The organism is Synechococcus sp. CS-1332 (genome assembly GCF_025127995.1).
Lineage (GTDB): Bacteria > Cyanobacteriota > Cyanobacteriia > PCC-6307 > Cyanobiaceae > Cyanobium.
In genome coordinates this window covers 94,997-114,148 of record NZ_JAHLYP010000019.1, presented here as the reverse complement: position 1 = coordinate 114,148, position 19,152 = coordinate 94,997, and the positions used below count along the sequence as shown (strand labels likewise).

Below are 19,152 nucleotides of genomic sequence, written 5' to 3'. Positions count from 1 at the left end.
ACCGGATGTCTTCTGGGATGGCAGTCGGCTCAAGCGACCCTCAGAGACTGTTGACCCGGAGGATGAGATCGTCGAAGTCGGCGTCACCGCCCCCGCGCAGGTCCTCGAAACCGAAGGTGTTGGTGCCGAGCAGTTGAATGTGGCCGACGTTGTCCGCATTCCTGGAGGCACCCGCCACGTAGGTCTGCCGGGTGTTGGCGACCTGAATGAAGGGCAGCAGCACGTAGTCGTCGGGGTTGAGAGATTGGCCGAGGGTCACCGAGGCGGTGAGGCTGGCCACGCTGTTGTTGGGCGTCGTTCCGGTCCAGAGCGCGTTGGCCACCGCCGCACGGCGGTAGTTCGCCTCGCTTCCAGCCCAGCTGCCGCCACTGGCCACGGCCCCGGTGAGGGGGTCGATCACATCGCCGGTGCTGCGATTGGAGAGGTAGAGCCCCAGGGTGCCGTTGTAGGCGGCTTCACGGAAGATCTCCACCTCGAGGGTGAGCTGGTTGGTGAGGCCGGAGAGGTCCAGTCCGATCAGCTCTTCCCCGCCGACGGCGAAGCTGGTGTTGTAGACCTCGGGCTCCAAGGCCTCAGGGGTGAGGCTGGCTGTGATGTTGAAGCCACCGCCGGCGAGTACGAACCCGCTCTGGGCGGAACCGGAAAGGGTCAGGGGAGTGGTGGCACCGCTGGAGAGGTTGGTCAGGAAGAACTCCGCTCTGCCATTGCGTTGGCCATCACCGAGTACGCCCGACTGGGTGTCGGCATCGAATCCGGCTGGCAGCCCGGAGGCCTGACCGATGGCGGTGGCGAGGGTCTGGGTTCCAGGGATCGGTTGGCCCTGGGCGTCGAAGAAGCGGGCCTGAAGCGCGACCGCCGCCGGCTGGTTGCTGCCGAAATCGAAGCGGAAGGCGGTGGGGTTGGCGATCAGGTCGGTGCCGAGGGCGAGCCGCGGGGCCTGGTTCGCCTCCACCGTGAACTGGCTGACAATCCTCGGCTCCCGGGCCAGTACGGAGGCCTGGTTGGCTTGCAGTTCGGCTTCGCTGTAGGGGTCGATGCCGTAGGTGGTGACGGTGAGCTTCTGGGTGGCCTGGTCGATGTCGAACTGGGTCCAGCCGTAGGTGTGGGCCGCCACGTAATCCCCCTGAATCAGTGAGGCGTTGACATCGAAGGAACCGACCACCCCGGAACCGGCAGCCAGATTGGCATTCAGGCCGATGGGGTCGTAACCGGCGGGGCCGATGACAAGGCTCTGGAAGGCGTTTCTGAGGAAATCGTCCTTGTCGTTGGGGATGGCGTCGGTATCGGGAAGGATGGGCAGGCTGTCGTAGAAGGCCTTCTGCTGGGGGGTCAGCAGGGAGGCGGCGGTGGCGAAGTCCACCACCGTCTGGCCAAAGGGCTTGCTGTACGCCACCGAGCCGGTGGTGATCTCCCAGGTGTCGGTGGCCACGCGGGGACCGCCGACCGTCTCGGTGTAGGTGAGGTTGTTCACCATGGTGCCGTGGATGTCGGCCGCCACGAACACCACGTTGCGGATGCCGTTGGTCTCGATGAACTTGAGCAGCTCCTTGCGTTCCTTGGCGTAGCCCTCGAAGGCATCTGTGTTGTAGATGCCGAGCTCCTGAATCGGCTCGGGCACCATCACGAACTTCCAGGTGATGCCGTCACGATCGGCTTTCAGCAGATCGGCCTTCACCCGGCTGAGTTGATCAGCCCCCAGCAGGGTCCGGTCCAGGGTCAGGGATTCGTTCAGAAAGCGGGCCACATCGGCGGGATTCGCCGTGTTCGGTGCCACCAGCTCCGGATCACGGAAGGAGCGGGTGTCGAGCAGGAACGAGGCGGCATCGGAGCCGAAGGTGTTGAAGCGGTAGAGATCCCGTTCCCCGGCGGTGCGGGAATCGCCCGTGCTGCCGTTGAAGACATCACGGATCGGGTTGTACTCCTGGAAGGCGGTCAGGCCGTTGTCGAACAGCTCGGTGTCATTGATCCGCCCTTGCGTCGTACCGAAGCGGGGGTCGGAGGCGGCCGCCGCACCACCGGCGAAGTCATTGGTGACCTCGTGGTCGTCGATGGTGGCGTAGATGGCGGTGCTGCCCCTGAGGTCTTCGAAGCTGTTGACGCCATAGCGCACGCTGTAGACCTCGTCGTGCTTGGCCCTGAACTCATCGAGTGTTGTGGCCTGGCTCTTGCGGCTGCCATCGGGATTGAGCACCGCATTGGATCCGACATCGCCATAGATGGTGTCCCCCAGGGCCACGAAGAAGTCGAGGTCTTTGCCGGCGGCGTTGCCGATGGAGGGGTATGGCGCCAGCTCCCCGCGCCAGTCGCCGCTGATGCCGAAGCGCAGGCCGGTGAAATGTCCTGCCGCTGCGGCGGTTTCGAAGCGTCCCTTCGCCACTGAGCCGGCGGCATCGGTGACCCGATAGAAGTAGTCGGTGCCGGCGCTGAGCCCGCTGATCTCCACCTTCACCGGCTGGTTTGGATTGGTGACGCTGGCGGTTGCGCTGCCGGCGATCTGGGCGAAATCGGCCGTGGTGCTGTATTCGAACTTGACCTGGCCCAGGGCCGTGCTGCGGGTCCAGAGCACCACCGAATCCTGGTCCACATCGCCGCTGGCCACGCCGTTGGGCAGGGTGTCCAGGCTCAGCACGGTGTCCTGGGGCTTGAGCTGCAGGTTCTGGATGCGGCGGTCGAGGGAGGCGGGGGTGTCCGTCGTGGCGAAGGCGGTTTCCGGCGTGGCGTGGTTGGCCAGGAGGAAGTCCTGGAAGGCTTTCTGCTCGCCGAGGAGATCCGCGTTGCTGAGGCCGAGGCTGGTGAAGGTACTGGCGGCGGTGAAATCAAGGCTTTCGTCCACCGGAGCCGAAAGGGTGCCGTTGGCGAGCAGGTAGCGGAAGTTGGCGCCGTTGGCCTTGATCGGATAGCTGTCGCCGCCGTTGGCGGTGAAGTTGAGGGTGACGACGCTGATGGTGGACGGCGCGCCGGTCAGGAGCTGGCCGTTGTCGGCGATCCTGGCCAACAGGTTGCCGCTTTCGTCGTAGATGGCGACGTCCTGGAGCTTCTGACCGGCGGGTCGGGTGGGGTCGTAGGAGAAGTGGACGCCGCCCACCTGGGCATAGCCGCCATTCTGCTGGGCCGGGCCCGAGGAGAGGCCGGCGGCGAACTCGAGGATGTTGAGCAGTTGCTGGGGCGTGGCGTCGAACACCATCAGCTTGTTGTCGAAGCGCAGGGCGTTCTCGATGTCGAGCTGGGAGATGGCGCCGAAGGGCTTCACTGAGGAAGCGGCGGGGGGAAGCTTCTCGCCGGATTCACCGACCGAACCGATCGAGGCGCGGATGCCGCCGCCATTTTTCAGGGAGGCGAGGATGGCACCGGCCCCCAGGGCGGCCTGGGCCTTGGCGAGGTTGGCGTCGGCGGTGATGTCACCGAGGTTGACTTCCTGGGTGCGGCCGAAGACGCGATCCCCTTCCAGGTAGACGTCGGTGTAGCCGAAGATCGTTCCGTCCTTGGAGACGATGACGTTGTTGATGGCGTCGCTGATGGCCTTCACCTTGGTGCCGATGACGCTGCCGGCGATGATCTCGGCGGCGCTTTGGGTGGTGCCGTAGGCGGTCTGGAGGCTGGCCTCGGTGGCGGCGTAGGCCCCGTTGATGACGGAATTCAGGTTGGAGAGGATGATCTCGCCATTGGCGTCGAAGTCGACCACCAGCCGGCCCAGATAGGTGAACTCGGTGTCGGTGGTGATGATCAGGGTGGGCTTGCCGTCGGCCCCGGCTGTCACGATCGGGAAGCGATCGGTGGGGATGAAGTCGGCATCGTGGCCGTTGAAGGCCACGGGTACGTCGTTGGCATCACCGAGGCGCTCGTGGCCGCCGCCGGCGACCATCACATCGACGCCCCGAAGCAGGGGGGCGAGGGCCTTGTTGCGATCGAGGGTGTCGAGCTGATCGACCATCACGATCTTGTTGATGCCCCGGGCGCGGAGCGCATCGACGGCGGCCTGCACGTAGACGGCCACTTCCTGGAGATCACTGGTGGAGGGATCGGCGTCGTCCTTCGGCACGGTGCCGTTGGGGGAGCTCTTGCTCAGCAGGTCGAAGGTGGTGGCACCGACGATGCCGATCGATTCGCCGCCCTCGGTGACGACGGTGTAGGGCGCGATCTTGCCCTTGATCGCGCTGGCCTCCTGGCCCGCGAAGGCGTTGGCGGCGCTGCCGCCGATGGTGGCATCGGCGAGCCCACGCAGGGAATTGTCGGCGGCGAAGTTGAGGTTGGCGGTGATGAAGGGGAACTGGGCGCCGCCCCAGGCGCCGCTGGCGGCGAAGGCGCCCTGCAGGACCGGAGAGCCCAGGTCGAATTCGTGGTTACCCAGGGCCGAGACGTCGGTGCCGAAGGCGTTGAAGATGGCGATGTCCGGCCGAGCGAGGGCGGTGGAGCCGATGCCGGGGACCGCACTCAGGCTCGGGTCGGCCCCACCAATCAGCCAGGGGCCGGGAATGAAGGTGTCGCCCTCCCCGAGCTTGAGGGTGTTGGCGTACTGGTCGTCGAACTTGTCGATCAGGGCCCCCAGGATCGGGGCGGTCTGGACGCCCAGCAGGCCGCTCTCGCCGTAGTAGCTCAGCAGCTGCAGGGTGTAGGCCGCTGGGATCGTGACGCTGTACAGAGTGGTGGTGCCGCTGACCTCGTTGCCCGTCACCACCAGTGGCTGGCCCGAGGGGCTGTCGGCGGCGTTGATGAAGGCGATCCCCTCGGGGGCGCGATCGGTCTGGCCTGGGGTTCCGGCAGCGTTGGCAGCCGGGTTGGTGTAAGTCACGAACACCGGCTTGATGGGATCGGTGACGTCGTAGGTGATGAAGCCACCCACACGCTCCAGACCCACGAAGGCATAGAGGCGGCCGTTGATCTCGCCGATCGCCACACCTTCGGGCTCCGGCCCCTTGTTGTCGGAGCGGGTGTCGAAGCTGCCGGCGACACCGTCGCTGTTGAACAGGGCCGGCACCTGGGCTGCGGTGATCAGCTCAAGGGCGTCGCCACTGTCGAACACGCGGTTACCGGCCTCGTCCCAGATCGTGAAGGAGCGGGCGCCGTAGGCCTGGATGCGATCGATGTCGCCATCCCCGTCGATGTCGCCGTCGATGGCCGAGACGGTGAGCCGTCCCAGGAGGGCGTTGTTCTTGAGGGCCGCGGCATTCGGGAAGCTGGTGGGATCGAGCACGTAGCTGCTGGACCCCACCCGGATGGTTTCATCGGGGTTGATGAAGTCGTCGCGGTCGTCGCCTTCGTTGGCGGTGATGAAGTATTTCTTGCCTCCCACCGTGTAGGCGGCGATGCCGTCGGGCATGGCCATGCCGAAGACGGGCTGGGGCTTGACGCTGATCTTGCCGCCGGCCCCGGAGCTGCCGTCGACGTCGCGGTCACTGGCGTCCAGCCCGTTGCTGAGGTTGAAATCGATCAGGCCCAGGCGGATCGGTTCGGGAGTCGGGTTGAGCGGGGCCGAGCCGTTGCCGGCGATCGTGCCGGCCAGCTGGAAGTCGTTGTCGTTGATCAGGGCGATGGTGTCGGCATCGACCAGCGCCAGCCCCTCCAGTTTGCTGATGCCGGTGTAACCGATGGCGGCGGCATTCACCACCAGGCGCTTGTCGACGGCCCTGATGCTGTTGGCGGCCAGTGCCGCAGGGTTGAGGCTCTCCAGGGTGGTGCCGCTGGTGGCGGTGGCGAGCGGCGTGCCCAGCACATTGGTGGCCCCTTTGAGGTTGATCTCGTAGATCAGCTTGTTGGAATCGGTCCCGGTGCGATCGTCCCGCTCCACCACCAGGAAGCGGCCCCCTCCCAGCGCCACCGCATCGCCAATCTTGTCGGTCTTGGCGTTCCCTCCGGCGCTGGTGTCACGCATCACGTAGACGAATTCGCCGCTCACCTGCTTGGTGACGCTGTTGAACTCGAGGATCCTGATCACCCCGTTGTTGCGCACCCCGGTGCCGGGGTTGTCGAGGTTGGTCTGGATGAAGGCGTAGATCTTGTCGCCTTCCATGGCGATGGCCTCGAAGCCCCGGTTGGCCCGGCGGAACTGGCCGTAGACCGAGGGAAGGGCTTCGGTTCCGAACGTGCCGGCGGGCTGGCCGGCCCCAGCAGCGGTGCCGGTGGGGATGAAGCGTTCGATCAGCTTGCCGCTGGCATCGAAGTGGTAGATGGCGGGGCGGTACTCGTCGGGGAGCCAGAAGCTGCCGTCGGGGGCCACCACGATCCCCTCGACATCGGCGCCGAAGGGATCGTTGGTCAGCTGGTTGCCATTGAGGTCCACCCCCACTTCATCGCTGAAGCCGCCGCCGGCGACGGACGACTGGAGGTTGGGCAGCCCGCTGAGGGGGGTGCCGTCGGCGCGCTTGAGGGCGATGCGGCTGGTGATGCTGATGGCGCCGGTGCCCTGGTTGAGCTGGAAACGCACCAGTTCCGGTGAGAAGGCCGGCAGGGCGAAGGGCCGCTCGTTGCCGGGCACCGCCGGCAGCACGTCACTGGGTTCGCCGTTGGGGCCGCGGTCGGTGTTGGTGATGAACTTGAGATTGCCTGTGGCGACGTCGATGCCCTCGAAATGGAGTCCTGAGAAGCCGCCCAGTTTGAGGGTCTGGCCGGTGGCGGTGGTGCCGATCGCCGGCAGGGTCGCCGCATCGAAATCGAAGCTCTTCACCTGGGGCAGGCCGGTGCTGTAGTCCTTGAGCCCCAGAGCCTGGATCGCAGTGATCGTGTTGGTCGCCAGGTCGAGGACAGCGACGGCGTTGTTCTCCTGCAGGGTGATGCGGGCGGTGCTGCCGTCGGGGGACACGGCGATCGATTCGGGCTCGGCATCCACCGCGAAGCTCTTGCCGGCGCTGATGCGCACACCCTGGCCGCGCAGCTGGGCCTCCTTGCCGTTGAAGGCGCTGAAGGACGCGGTGGTCACGCTGGCGGCGGCAACCCCACCGGCCAGGCTGATGATCGAGATCGAGCCTTCGGGGTTGATGGTGTCGCCCACGTTGGGCTCACCTTCGTTGGCCACCAGCACCTTCAGCCCGTCGGGCGTGAAGGTGAGCATGTCGGGCTGGGCCCCCACGCTCACCTGGCTCTGGAAGACACCGGCGGTGGAGAAGAAGACCACCTTGCCGGCCTCGGTCTTGGGGCTGGCCTCCATGGCCACGGCGATCAGGCCGTTTTTCACCGCCACGCTGTTCGGCACGGCGCCGTAGGCCGACAGATCGATCGAGCCCACCAGCGCCGGTGCATTCGGGTTGGCGATGCTGAGCACATCGAGGCGGTTGAGGGCCCCGTTGAGGCTGAACAGCTTCTGGCTGGCGGGGTCGTGGGCGATGATCTCGGCGACGCCGGTGCTGCCGCTGGCGTAGCTGCCGATCGCCTTGATCACCAGGGCGTTGCTGGGGGCGGGGGCCTCCTTGACGTCCGTGACGCTGACCACGACGGTGCGGTTCACCGGAGCGTTGACGCCATCGGAGACGGTGACACCCACGAAGTAGGAGTTGTTGGCCCCGTTGTCGGTGGGGGCTTCGAAGTTGGGGGCCGCCAGGAAGCGGAGCACCCCGGTATTCGGATCGATCGTGAACCGCGCCGCGTCGGCGCCGCCGCTGATGGCGAAGGCCAGGCTGGCCCCCTCGGGGTCGCTGCCGCTGGCGGTGGTGACGGCGGTGCTGTTCTCTACCACCGTCACCGCCGTAGCGGTGGTGTTGAGGGGGCTTTCGTTCACCGGGTTCACGGTGACTTCCAGGGTCTGGCTCACCGCGGGCGAGTTGCCGTCGCTGACGCTCACCTCCACCAGGTAGACGTTGTTGCCATCGGCGTCGGCGGGGTTCTCCGCATTGGGAGCGAGCGCGAAGCGGAGCGCGCCGGTGCTTGCGTCAATGCTGAAGTCGGCGGCATCGGCGCCACCGGAGATCGAGAAGGTCAGGGGATCGTTCTGGGGATCGGTGGCGGTCACGGTGGTGACCAGGGGCTGACCGCTGATGGCATTGGTGCGCATCAACAGCAGCTGACCGCCTTCGGCCAGCTCACCGGGGATCGGATAGTGGGCCTGAACGTTGAGCAGGAAGGTGCCTTCCCCGAGGATCGAGGACACATCGATCACACCGGAGCTTTCCTCGTCCTGGTTGTAGGGGGCCACGGCAGCCACACCCACATCCCCGAAGCGCTGGCGGTCGTGGGCGCCCAGCTCGGTGAGGCTGTCAGCGGCGATGTCATAACTCCAGATCTTGCCGAGATGCTGCTGGTTGCCGACATCCTCCTGAAGGATCACCTTGCCGCCGGCAATGGTGAAGTTGTCGAACATGTTGCCGGCTTCGGTACCATCCAGAAGGGCGGTGATCGTGCCGCCGACTTCCGGATTGGTGATGTCGCTGAAGCGCAGCCGATACAGCCGGGAGCGCCCCACCTGGGAGCCGACACCATCCTTGGTCTGGTCGTAGCGGCTTGTGGTGACGAAGTAGAAATCCGCCGGGTTGGCCGGATCCCACTGGCCATCCTCGGGCCGCAGGAACTGGGTGGCGCCGGCGGTGTCGCTGGCGGCCTCCAGGCCGTTGAGGGTGAGGGCCGACACATCGCCCAGGTTCACCAGGCTGAAGGCGCCAGCGACGGGGCCGTCGAGGGTTTCAGCTGGAACGCCCGAGCCATCCAGCGTGGCCAGCGACGGCACTCGCACCACGAAGAGGTTGTCGTCAGGACCCTGGCGAGTCAGGCCGGCCCGCTCCACCACGTTGCCGCTGGTCTGTTTGTTGCCCACCCACAGATACAGCTGGCCGCCGTTGCTGTCGTCGAGCCCCATCACGATCGTCTTCCGCTGGGCGAGCGGGTTGGCGATGTTGTTCTCCCAGGCGAACAGGCCGCCATGGGGGAGTTCCCAGGCGGTGCCGTTTTCATTGAGGGGGGTGTTGGCGTCGTCGGTGGCCACGAAGACGAACTGGCGGCCGAACAGGGTCGTGGCTTCGGGGCCCACGCCCGTGACCGAACCGCCCGATTCCTCACCGCTCTGGAACAGGCGGGCATCGGTGCCGTAGACCGTGCCGCTGACCGGGTCGGTGTACTGGTAGGCGCTGACGGGAGCCAGATCCGCCGAACACAGGCGGGAGATCACCGTGGTGGCGGCAGCCAGATAGGCACTGTGGGCCGTGCCCGCGCCGGGATCGTTGTTGCTGAGGTAGATGCTGGTGCCGTTGGGCAGGAAGTCCTGGATGCTGACCACCTCCAGGCTGGCCTTGTCGATCACCCAGCGCGACACGAAGGCCCCGGCCTGACCGTGGGCGCGGGCGATCCCCCGTTCGTTGGCCAGCTCGTGGTTCATCAACAGCGTGAAGCTGCCGTCTCCGTTGTCGAAGGCACCCATCCCATCGGGAATGCCCACCATGCGGTAGCCATTCACCTCATCCCCCACGGTGAACAACGCGGTGAACTGCACCTGGGGATTGCTGGAGGTGATGTAGGGCGTCGCCGAACTCGAAGGGCCGGTGAGGCCGTTGCTGTTGGCTTCGTTGATGGCGAAGGAGGTGCCGCTGGTGATCATGGGATTGGGGGTGGTGGGGGTGAGGGCGAGGCCGATGAGGAGGGGGTCGTGGTCGGAGGTCCGGAACGGATCTGCGTTGAAGAAGCTGTTGATCTGCGCTGAAGATTTAAACTCTGTGTTGTAGTCGAGCACCACGGGCTCATCAGAGTTGATGTGCCATTTGGTGGCTCCGGTTACCTGGGCTGACAGGCTTGCGGTCGCCAGGGCATGATCCAGAGATCCCCACTGTCCATTGAACTGGTAGGAGTAGGAATCGTCGTCAAAGAGATTGACGAACCCCCCATTTGTGAGGGTGGTGATGGGGTCTTCCCGGCCATAGGCATTGAGATCACCCAATACAAGGACGTCCGTGTCTCCGCTGCTGTTTCGCAGGTCGTCGACGAAGTCGAGCAGCGCCTGGGACTGGGCCACACGGGTGGCATTGGACAGGCCCTGACCATCCCCCTGATCGGCATCGCCAAGCCGTCCAGCTGAAGACCCTTTCGATTTGAAATGGTTCACCACCATGGTGAAACGACCTCCGGTTGGGGTTTCGAAGGTCTGGGCTACGGGGGGGCGGTCGAAGATCGGGTTGACGGGATCGGATTCCGCAAAGCTGCGGGCGGCACCGGATGGCAACAAGGCTCCCGGCTTGTACAGAATCGCCACCTTGATCGCGTCGGTACCCACCGCATTAAGCGCAGGGTTGGGGTCATCGATCAGGCTCGAATCATCGACGAAGGCATAGGTTCCAGCCCCGGCGACGGCGTTGAGAGAATCGACGAGGCTGGTGAGTGTGGCGGGTCCGTCATTCTCAATCTCGACCAGGCCGAGCACATCGGCGTCCAGGCCGAGAATGGCGGTGATCAGTTTCTGGCGCTGACGGCTCAGTTCGAGGGCACTGTTGGCACCGCGGGGCTCGAAGCTGACGCCCCCTGGAATGCTGACCACCGCATTGGTGTCGAGGTCGCTGAAGAAATTGAGCACGTTGAAGGTGCCAACCTTCAGATCACCGCCCACCGCAGGTGGCGCCGACGGACGGGGATTGGTGGAGGAGAAGGCGGCTGGGGTGAGGGTCTGGACCCGGTAGCCCTCGAAACGCTCATCCAGAACGCCCGTGATGCTGCCGATGGAATCCCCCCCTCGCAGGGTGTTGACGGCACTGAGGGGCTGACCGCCGCGGGAGTGGAGGACAGGATCGGGATTCTGCCGGCTGCTGCCGTCATCCAAAATGATGGACTTCGTCAACAGGTCGGCGAGGTAATCGGCGTAGCCGCTGACACTCGGGGCATTGATCTGGGTGAACTGGCCGAGCCGTTCGCCGGCCGAAAGCCCCACCTGACCGAACCGGCCCAGCTTGAAGGTGTCGGTGACGATGAGCTCTCCGGTCGAGGCGCTCACCTGAACGCGCATGCCTTCAAAACGTTCCAGCAGCGTCACATCGGCCACTGGCAGCGCGACGCTGACGGCGGCGGGCAGGGCCACCGTCCCCAGATCGAGAATCAGGCTGGGGTCGTACAGCTGGGTGAGGCTGCTGCTGTAGGGCCCGGCGATGCCCGAACTGCCGCTGGTGAATTCCCTCACATCCCCGGTGACGCGCACTTTGCTGCCGACCGAACCGCCAAAGCGCCCACTGGGATCGAAGACGAAAATTCCCTCAGAGGTGAGGGGATCGGCATCGGCATCGGCGTCCTCCTCCTGCACGAAGAAGCCGTTCAGTCCGTTGGCCCCCGGAAAGGCGCCGACCACCACCCCTTCGATGGTCTGAAGTCCTGCGAAGGCGGGGTTGAAGCTGGCGGAACTGCCCTGGATCGAATGGATCCGGGTGATGGCCCCATCGTTGTCGCTGATGGCCACCGGCAGCGGCGTCACCACGAGGCCGTTGTAGGCGGGGTCGGTGCTGACCAGGGTGAACTGCAGGCTGGAGGCGTGATTTCCCTCGACGGCGGTGTCATCGACGGCGCTCAGCGTGATCGTCTGGGGAATCGACCAGTTGGCGGACGTGAAGACCAGCTGGGTAGGTTGCAGCGCCAATTGGCTGTTTCCGGCCGGCTCGGCCAGCGTTACTGTCACATCGGCCGTGGGCTGGCGATCCAGCCGTACCGAGACGTCGTCGCCATTGCCCCCTTCGACGACGCCTGTGGAGCCACTGCTTTGCAGAAGCGTCAGGCCGGCTGGGCTGGGGCTGCCAAAGGGCGTCACCGACACTTTGAAGTCGTCGATGGCAAGGCCATGGTCACTGCCGGGATGGTCCGGGTCTGTCCAGCGAATCTGAAGGGTGTCTCCCGGTTGCAGGGCCAGATTCGTGAGAGAGCCTGACATCAAGATGCGGTTGGCAACGGCGTTGCCATCAAGGGCGCCGGCGCTGCCGCTGATGATTGGGCTGGTGAAGTCCAGGCTGTCGGCATTCAGCCAGATCCCGGGCTGGGTTGACGTCCCATAGGCAACGTCGACGGTCTGGGCGGCAGCGGTTCCGCTGTAGCGCCACTGTTCACCCACATACTCGATGTACAGGGTGGAGAGGGCAGCGCCTGTCTGGTTGCGGAAGGAGACGCCCCAGCTGACGTTGCCCACCGCGGCGTTTCCCGAACCCAGGGAACCCAGCGCGCGTTCCGTCGAGCCACTGGCCCCGAAGCTGTAGAGACCTCCTGCGTTGGATGATCCGGTGGCAGGAACAATGGTGCCGCCTGTTCCGGTTCGGCTGGTGAACCAGCCGGTGAGCGTCACATCGTCCTGCCAGGCCTGGGTCGTGGTTGGAAGGGTGTCGAAGTCCTGGGCGTATGAGCCGGCGAAATCAATAGCCATGAAAAGGACGCAATTCGGGTTGACCGCTTTGGATTTCAAAAAAGGTCATGGAGTTGCGGCATTGAGTTGCCGCAATCAATGGGAATCAAGCCGTATTGCTTTTTGAGCGAACTCTTTCTTCTGTTCGTTGGCTGGAGGAATGAACTTCCTGAGAGAGAACTCAAGTTTTTACTTGGTGAAATTCACTTATCTGGCGGCTCGTGTTTAATCTATCTTTCACTCTTTGTCGTCCCGTGCCCTGCATCACGGCGATCCGTGTTGATCTATACCTTCAGGACATGAAGTCCCTATGGGCCATCTTGATGAGTTGATAATTTGCCGATCATTGACTCTTCATTCATCCATAACCTTTCAGGTGTCCAGGATGATGGGCTCCGTTGCGGTGGGCCTTTGGCGCCGTGCCCATCGGACCCGGCTCCCGCACCTGCTGCCCGTGGGTTTTTGCATCTGACAGAACCCTTGGTTGGGACGTTGCCGTTGCAGCCTCCGGCAGAGCAGGATCCAGTGCGAGCCGACTTCCCGCCGCTCACCCTCCGGCGTCAGCGTGAGCGACAGCCTCTGGCTTCCAGGGGGACGCCGCGCGATCCAGCCCGGTCAGGGTCAGAGCAGCGTGCGGCCTGTCAGCGGGGTGACCCCAAGGCCAACAGCAGCTGTCCCCAGATCGGTTGCGAGGCGCTGGCTGGGGCCGATGCCCCGATGATGCCGTTACAGGCCGGCTTGCCGAAGGCCCGGCCCGGCAGCTTCGCCTCAGTCGTCACGACCGCCACGGACCCGGATGCGGAGCTTCACAGTTCCCTGAAGCCTGCGCCTGAGGCCCGGGCGTGGTCTGGCACCGGCCCTGGCAGAGGACCTCCATGGCCGGCCGGCCAGTGATGGCCAGCCGCCAGCGGGCCCAGAGTCCGTAGAGGGCATCCACCATCGGCCGCAGCAGGGGCCATCGGGTGGGGGCGTAGAGCCAGCCGAGACCCACCAGCCCATAGGCCTGGCGGAACACCTCCACATCCTGGATCACGGCACCGTCGGCGCGCAGGGCGTGCATGCGGCCCATGGCGTCGGCGTAGGTGATACCTCCATGGCGCGCCGGGTCATAGGCGGGGTCGTCCACATTCACGAAGGCCAGACACCCCCGCTCCGCATCGCGGCGGCGCAGGATCCGCACCTCCCGCAGGCACAGGGGGCAGCCGCCATCAAACAGCAGGGTGAGCTCGGCCATGGGGCGACGGCAGGAACCGGATGCAGCAACGGGCTGCAGTCACCGATCAACCCTAGAAAGGGCAGCCCGCGGGTCGGGCCCGCTGGGTCGCCAGACTCCAGCCCTCTCTCCTGTCGCCCATGCCCGTGTCCCGCCAGGCCGCGCTGAAACGCTGGCAACGCCGGGATCCGGAGTTGATCCAGCGGCTGATGCCCTTCTGGGGTTGGCTCTACCACCACTACTTCCGCGTTGTTTCCGATGGCTGGGAGCACATTCCCGCCACTGATCCGGTGCTGTTTGTGGGCACCCACAACGGCGGACTGGCGGCGCCCGACATGCACATGGTCATGTACGACTGGTTCCGCCGTTTCGGCCTGGAGCGCCGGGTGCTGGGGCTGGCGCATCCCAAGGTCTGGCTGGGCTACCCGCCGCTGGCGGATCTGGCCTCCCGCACCGGTGCCATTCCGTACCACCCCCGGCTGGCCCTGGCGGCCCTGGAAGAAGGCCACAGCCTGCTGGTGTATCCCGGTGGCGGGCAGGACACCTTCCGCCCCCACCGGGACCGGGGCCGCATCCACTTCGCCGGCCGCACCGGCTTCCTGCGCCTGGCGATCTGGCATGGCCTGCCGATCGTCCCGCTGATTTCCTGGGGCGCCCACGACACCCTGGTGGTGCTTGAGGATTTCTATCCCCAGTTCCGGGCCCTGCACGAGCGGGGCATGCCCTGGCTCTTTGGCATCGACCCTGAGGTGATGCCCCTCTACCTGGGCCTTCCCTGGGGGTTGGCCCTGGGGCCGCTGCTCAACCTGCCCCTGCCGGTGAGGATCCGCACGCGCGTGTGCTCGCCGATCCGCTTTGAGCGCAGCGGCCATGCCGCCAGCCGCGACCGGGCCTATGTGCAGCAGTGCTATCAGCGAGTGACGGCCAACATGCAGGAGTCTCTGGATCGGTTGGCCGTCGAGGCTCAGCGGTAACGGGAGGGGGCCACGTACGACTGGGAGGGGATCGACTGGGGCGACGGTCCACCACCAAGGCGCTGCGGCAGGCCATCCCGGTCGCGCTGCAGATCCGCCAGGGAACGCGTTTTTCCCATGGCCAGACCTGTCAGTACCGCCAGTTCCTGCTTCAGCTGATTGGCGGGTCTGGGATTGACGAAGCGGAAGTTGAGCGTCGTTTTGTCGCCGGCGCTGTCGTAGCCCACCACCGAGAAGTGGAGATCAGCGGCTTTCCCGGCCTTGGATCCGGCCATGGCGCCGCCCACCATGCCCCCCACCAGGCCGATCGGACCCAGCAGCAGGCCACCGGCGATGGCCCCGGCGGTGCCGCCTCCCACGGCCCCCACGGTGCCGTTGGTGCTGTCGTAGGTCTCCTGGCCGCCTGCGTACCAGCGGGCGATCCGGCCGATGGGGATGAAGCTGTTCCTATCCCCGATGCCGTTGGCGTCGAGGTTGATGCTGCAGGGGGTGTTGCCGCAGAGGGCCTGATATGTGGTGGCCGCTGCCGGGGCAGGAAGCAGCAGGGCTAAAAGCAAAGGTGAGGCCTGGGCGGTTCGGAGTCGAAGCCGGGCCGATGGGGCGGACATGGGTCGTCGGCGAGGGGTGCCAAGTCAATCGGCGTTCGCCACCGCTGCAATGGGGCCGAAGCCATGGGGTGATGACCGGATGTGTCCGGAGCGCTGCTGCGGGTGCCGCTCCGATGATGGTCACCGATTTCCCGGTGTCCCCGGGGCCGCCATGTCCCTGATCAATACCGCCGTCGGCCTGCTCGCGATCAGTTCACCCATCGGTCTGCTGCCGGTTGTGGTGGAGGCCGGTCGGGGCAATCCCGTCCGCATCCGCCGGATCAGCCGCCTGGCGGTGCTCACCTTTCTCTGTGCCCTGATCGCGGCCTGCTGGTGGGGCCAGGCCCTGCTCGACCTGTTCGGCATCACGTTGGACGCCTTCCGGGTCGCCGGGGGGCTGATCCTGCTGCCCATTGGCCTGCGCCTGATCGATGGGCGGGAAGTGAGCCATGGTTCGCTGGACGGCACCGAAGACAGCGCCGGCGTGGTGCCGATCGGCCTGCCCCTGCTGGCGGGCCCCGGCGCCATTTCCCTGGTGGTGGCCGATGCGCCCTCGGCCTGGCAGGGCAAGGCGGCCCTGAGCGCCGTGATTGGCCTGCTGGCGATCCTGATCTATCTGTTGTTGATCGCTTCGATGCCGCTGCGCCAGGCGCTCGGTGAGTTGCAGGAGAAGGTGATCAGCCGGCTGATGGGTCTGCTGCTCAGTGCCATCGCCGTCCAGATGCTCGTCAGTGGTCTGCGGGGATGCTTTCCGGTGCTGGCTTGAACGGCCGTGGGGCTCCGCCCGATCAGAGGCAACCGAGTCTTGGTGGCGTCGGCGGCCCCTCAAAGGGGTCGATCGCCAGCTCCCGATCCAGAAGGCTGAAGATGTCCTGGATCACGGCCGGTCGGGTGGCCACCCAGAGAAAGCCTTCGAGCGGCGCCACCTGAAGGGGATCCCACAGGCAGTACTGGGGATGCTGTCTGTACATGCGGGTGGCCAGGGGCACCAGGAACCGGGCCTTCGGGAACTCAGCTTCGCCGTGGTCGAAGGTGAGCACGATGCCGAACTCCAGCTCCCCATTGGGGGTGTAGCGGTCGATCCGGGTCTCCCCTTCCGCGTCGGGAAAGGGGGAGAGCCGGTATTCCACGTAGCGGCGGTGGAAGGGATTCTTCTGCTCTTTCCAGGTTTTCGCTTCCACTCCCAGCTCCGACGCCAGCTCGGTGAGCAAAAGATAGGAATGGGTGCGGAGGACTTCCTGAAGCTCGTCGTTCCTGCTGCTCTGAACTCGCCATCGTTCCGCCAGCGCGTCGTAGCGGTTCATCTGGGGGGGATCATCTGAGGCGGTTCATCCAAAAATTCCTCTCTTTCTCAGCCTATCTGCGGTTTGTGCGTTGGGTAGGGGGTGACCACGATGGCGGCCCCGGAGCTGGAGGTGGGCGGTTCGTCAACCCCCCAAAGCCCTGTCAGCGTTTGAATACTGACCCGTCTGATCGGCCGCGGCACGGCTGCAGCAGCATCGCAGCGATGTCCGTAGCCATGAGCGATGACTTGGTGTATTCTTAAGGGGTAGTGAAACGACGGCCATGGATCCCGTAAGCCCGGTAGCCCAGCTGGCAGTGGCCACCATCAGCGGAGCCGCTTTTCTGGTTTCGATGCTTGTGATTCCTTTCCCGGATTCCAAGGCAGACTCCTCTGCGGGCATCACAGCGCCTTCCCAGACCATCACCACCACCAGCCCATCCTTTGGTGGCACCATCTCCCCCCTGACGAAGTAGAGCTGCTCGCTCAGCGCCGTAGTTGATATTCACCATTTGATTGCGTCAGCGTGGAGTCCTGCGAGAAGGCCCTCTGACAGTCCAGACCAAGGTCGCGTCCACCTCCAGCCAAGGACGAAAGAGCGTTTCCCAGGATCCTGTCCGCCGCTGACAGGCACCCCTGGCTTCAGCCGTGCTGCCAGTGGCATCCAAAACTGGTTCCATCAATGGAACGGGTTTGAATCCCCGGATTCGATCCATCGCAGGATGGAAGACCAGCCTCTTGCAGCCGCCATGTTTTCAGGCCGGGAACCTTGCGCTCGGCCGCCGCTGGTGCTGGTTCATGGGCTGTTTGACACGCCCAGGGTGTTTGAACGCCTGGAGCGCCGCCTGGCCGGCAGACGTCAGCCACTGTTGCTGCCCTCGCTGCCCCTGCGCTTCGGCATCGCGCCGATCCAGACCTCGGCCCAGCGACTCGCCGCCCAGATCGAGGCAGCCTTCGGGGTCAGCGAGCCGATCGACATCCTCGGGTTTTCCATGGGCGGCGTCATCGCCCGCACCTGGATCCAGCTCATGGGCGGTCATGCCCGCACCCGCCGTTTCCTCAGCCTCGGCAGTCCCCAGCAGGGCACCCTGGTGGCCCAGCCCTGGCCTCGCCTGCCGCTGGCCGGAATCGCCGATCTCAAGTTGGGCAGTGCGCTGCTGCGCCAGCTCAACGCTGACCTCACTCCCCTTAAGGGGATCGAATGCAGCAGCTACGGCACGGCCCTCGACCTGATGGTGGTGCCGGGCTGGCACGGCGTGCTGCCGATCGGGCCACAGCGGATGCTGCCGGTCTGGAGCCACCAGCAGCTGCTGCGCCACCCGGCGGCTCTTGATGCGGTGGTGGAGGACTTGCTGCGCGCCTGACGCCGATTCCGGCCCAGCATGGAGTGGAAGCTGAACTGCAAGCTCACCATGCCGAATGCCCTGGCCGAGAAGCTGAGCGCCTGGGGCTTCTCCTGGGCTGGCTTGCGCGATAACCGCCGTGGTGAATGGTGGCTGATCGCCCAGATGGCCCTGATCCTGGCCCATCTGCTGCCGGCCACCCCATCCCCCGTCTCACTGGGTCTGCACTGGCCGCTGGCGCTGCGCCTCGGGGGTCTGGCGCTGTTCGCCCTGGGTCTGGTGCTGGCCGGCCAGGGTGCCCTGAATCTGGGCGCCAGCCTCAGCCCCCTGCCCGAACCCATGCCCGAGGCCGCCCTGGTCACCACAGGCGCCTACGGCCGCTGCCGCCATCCGCTCTACCAGTCGCTGATCCTCTGCTCGCTGGGCGTCAGCGTGGCCTTGGGCAGTCTTCTGCATCTGGCCCTGCTGGTGGGACTGGTCGTGGTGCTGGGATTCAAGGCACGCCGCGAGGAAGACCGCCTTTGCAGCTTCCATCCGGAGTATGTCGCCTACCGCGCCACGACCCCGGCGATCCTTCCGGGCTTGCCCTGGCTCGACTGGCGTTCGGCCTGAGCTCAGGCCAGCCAGGGGGTGCTCTCCCCGGCAGGGCCGTTTAGAACCGATTCAGATGCGTCCTGCCCTGCCCATGGCCCTGCTGTCGTTTCTCCGATTCCTGAGGGCTTGTTGCTTCGCTGGACTGATGGCGCTGGCGGTGCTGGCAGCCGATGCTCGGCCGGCGCTGGCGGCCTACGTGCTGCCGCCATTGCCTTATCCGGTCGATGCTTTGGCTCCGTCGATCGATGCCACCACGATGACGATCCACCATGACCGCCACCACGGCGCCTACGTGGCCAACCTCAACGCCCGGATCGTGGACCATCCCGAGCTCAAACGGCTGTCGCTTGAGGACCTGCAGGGCAGGATCTCCCAGTACCCGGCCGCGGTCCGCAACAACGGCGGTGGCCACTACAACCACTCCCTCTTCTGGCGGGTGATGGCACCGCCCGGCGAGGGCGGTGCCCCGTCGCCGGAGCTGGAGACGGCGATCACAGCGGCCTTCGGTTCCGACGACGCTCTGCAGGAGCGCTTCGCCCAGGCGGCGGCCAACCGCTTCGGTTCGGGCTGGGCCTGGCTGATCCGCCGGCCCGATGGGGCCCTGGCGATCACCAGCACCGCCAACCAGGACAACCCGTTGATGGATCTGCCAGGGATCGAGAGGGGAATCCCCCTGCTGGGTCTGGACGTCTGGGAACACGCCTACTACCTCAACTATCAGAACCGCCGACCCGACTACATCGCCGCCTGGTGGTCGCTGGTGAACTGGAACGAGGTGAACCGGCGTTTCGCTGAAGGGATCGATGCAGGCAGCGCGAGTGAATCCTGACAGCGCCACCTGTCGGTAGCCGATACGACGATCATCCAGCAAAAGGTCGCGAA

The 19,152-nt window shown here is 65.5% G+C and carries 9 protein-coding genes; 5 read left to right on the top strand and 4 right to left on the bottom strand.

Annotated features, from left to right (window positions below; all coding sequences use genetic code 11):
- Positions 1 to 40: 40 nt before the first annotated feature.
- Both KQ305_RS04205 and KQ305_RS04200 read right to left on the bottom strand, forming a co-directional pair.
- Positions 41 to 12,298 (bottom strand): ExeM/NucH family extracellular endonuclease, encoded by a 12,258-nt coding sequence (locus tag KQ305_RS04205; RefSeq protein ID WP_259724175.1) that lies wholly within the window; start codon positions 12,296 to 12,298, stop codon positions 41 to 43.
- Positions 12,299 to 13,052: 754 nt separating this feature from the next.
- Positions 13,053 to 13,511 (bottom strand): thiol-disulfide oxidoreductase DCC family protein, encoded by a 459-nt coding sequence (locus KQ305_RS04200; protein WP_259724174.1) that lies wholly within the window; start codon positions 13,509 to 13,511, stop codon positions 13,053 to 13,055.
- Positions 13,512 to 13,630: 119 nt separating this feature from the next.
- On the opposite strand from KQ305_RS04200, the gene KQ305_RS04195 reads away from it, so the two are divergent.
- Entirely contained in the window at positions 13,631 to 14,464 is an 834-nt protein-coding gene (locus KQ305_RS04195) for a lysophospholipid acyltransferase family protein (RefSeq protein WP_259724173.1), read from the top strand.
- Here the strand turns inward: KQ305_RS04195 and KQ305_RS04190 are convergent.
- Positions 14,455 to 15,072 carry a hypothetical protein gene (locus tag KQ305_RS04190; RefSeq protein WP_259724172.1) on the bottom strand — a complete coding sequence of 206 codons (618 nt, stop codon included), beginning with the start codon at positions 15,070 to 15,072 and terminating at the stop codon, positions 14,455 to 14,457. The two genes, KQ305_RS04195 and KQ305_RS04190, sit on opposite strands and share 10 nt — an antisense overlap.
- 151 nt (positions 15,073 to 15,223) lie before the next feature.
- Between KQ305_RS04190 and KQ305_RS04185 the strand changes: the two genes are divergently transcribed.
- Positions 15,224 to 15,817 carry a MarC family protein gene (locus KQ305_RS04185; RefSeq protein ID WP_259724171.1) on the top strand — a complete coding sequence of 198 codons (594 nt, stop codon included), beginning with the start codon at positions 15,224 to 15,226 and terminating at the stop codon, positions 15,815 to 15,817.
- A gap of 22 nt (positions 15,818 to 15,839) precedes the next feature.
- Here KQ305_RS04185 and KQ305_RS04180 read toward each other — a convergent pair whose 3' ends face one another.
- Positions 15,840 to 16,355 carry a hypothetical protein gene (locus KQ305_RS04180; protein ID WP_259724170.1) on the bottom strand — a complete coding sequence of 172 codons (516 nt, stop codon included), beginning with the start codon at positions 16,353 to 16,355 and terminating at the stop codon, positions 15,840 to 15,842.
- Positions 16,356 to 17,082: 727 nt separating this feature from the next.
- Between KQ305_RS04180 and KQ305_RS04175 the strand changes: the two genes are divergently transcribed.
- From KQ305_RS04175 to KQ305_RS04165, 3 genes are all read left to right on the top strand, one after another.
- Positions 17,083 to 17,697 carry a triacylglycerol lipase gene (locus KQ305_RS04175; protein ID WP_259724169.1) on the top strand — a complete coding sequence of 205 codons (615 nt, stop codon included), beginning with the start codon at positions 17,083 to 17,085 and terminating at the stop codon, positions 17,695 to 17,697.
- A gap of 18 nt (positions 17,698 to 17,715) precedes the next feature.
- Positions 17,716 to 18,288 (top strand): isoprenylcysteine carboxylmethyltransferase family protein, encoded by a 573-nt coding sequence (locus KQ305_RS04170; protein WP_259724168.1) that lies wholly within the window; start codon positions 17,716 to 17,718, stop codon positions 18,286 to 18,288.
- A gap of 127 nt (positions 18,289 to 18,415) precedes the next feature.
- Entirely contained in the window at positions 18,416 to 19,099 is a 684-nt protein-coding gene (locus KQ305_RS04165; RefSeq protein ID WP_259724196.1) for a superoxide dismutase, read from the top strand.
- Positions 19,100 to 19,152: the final 53 nt, after the last annotated feature.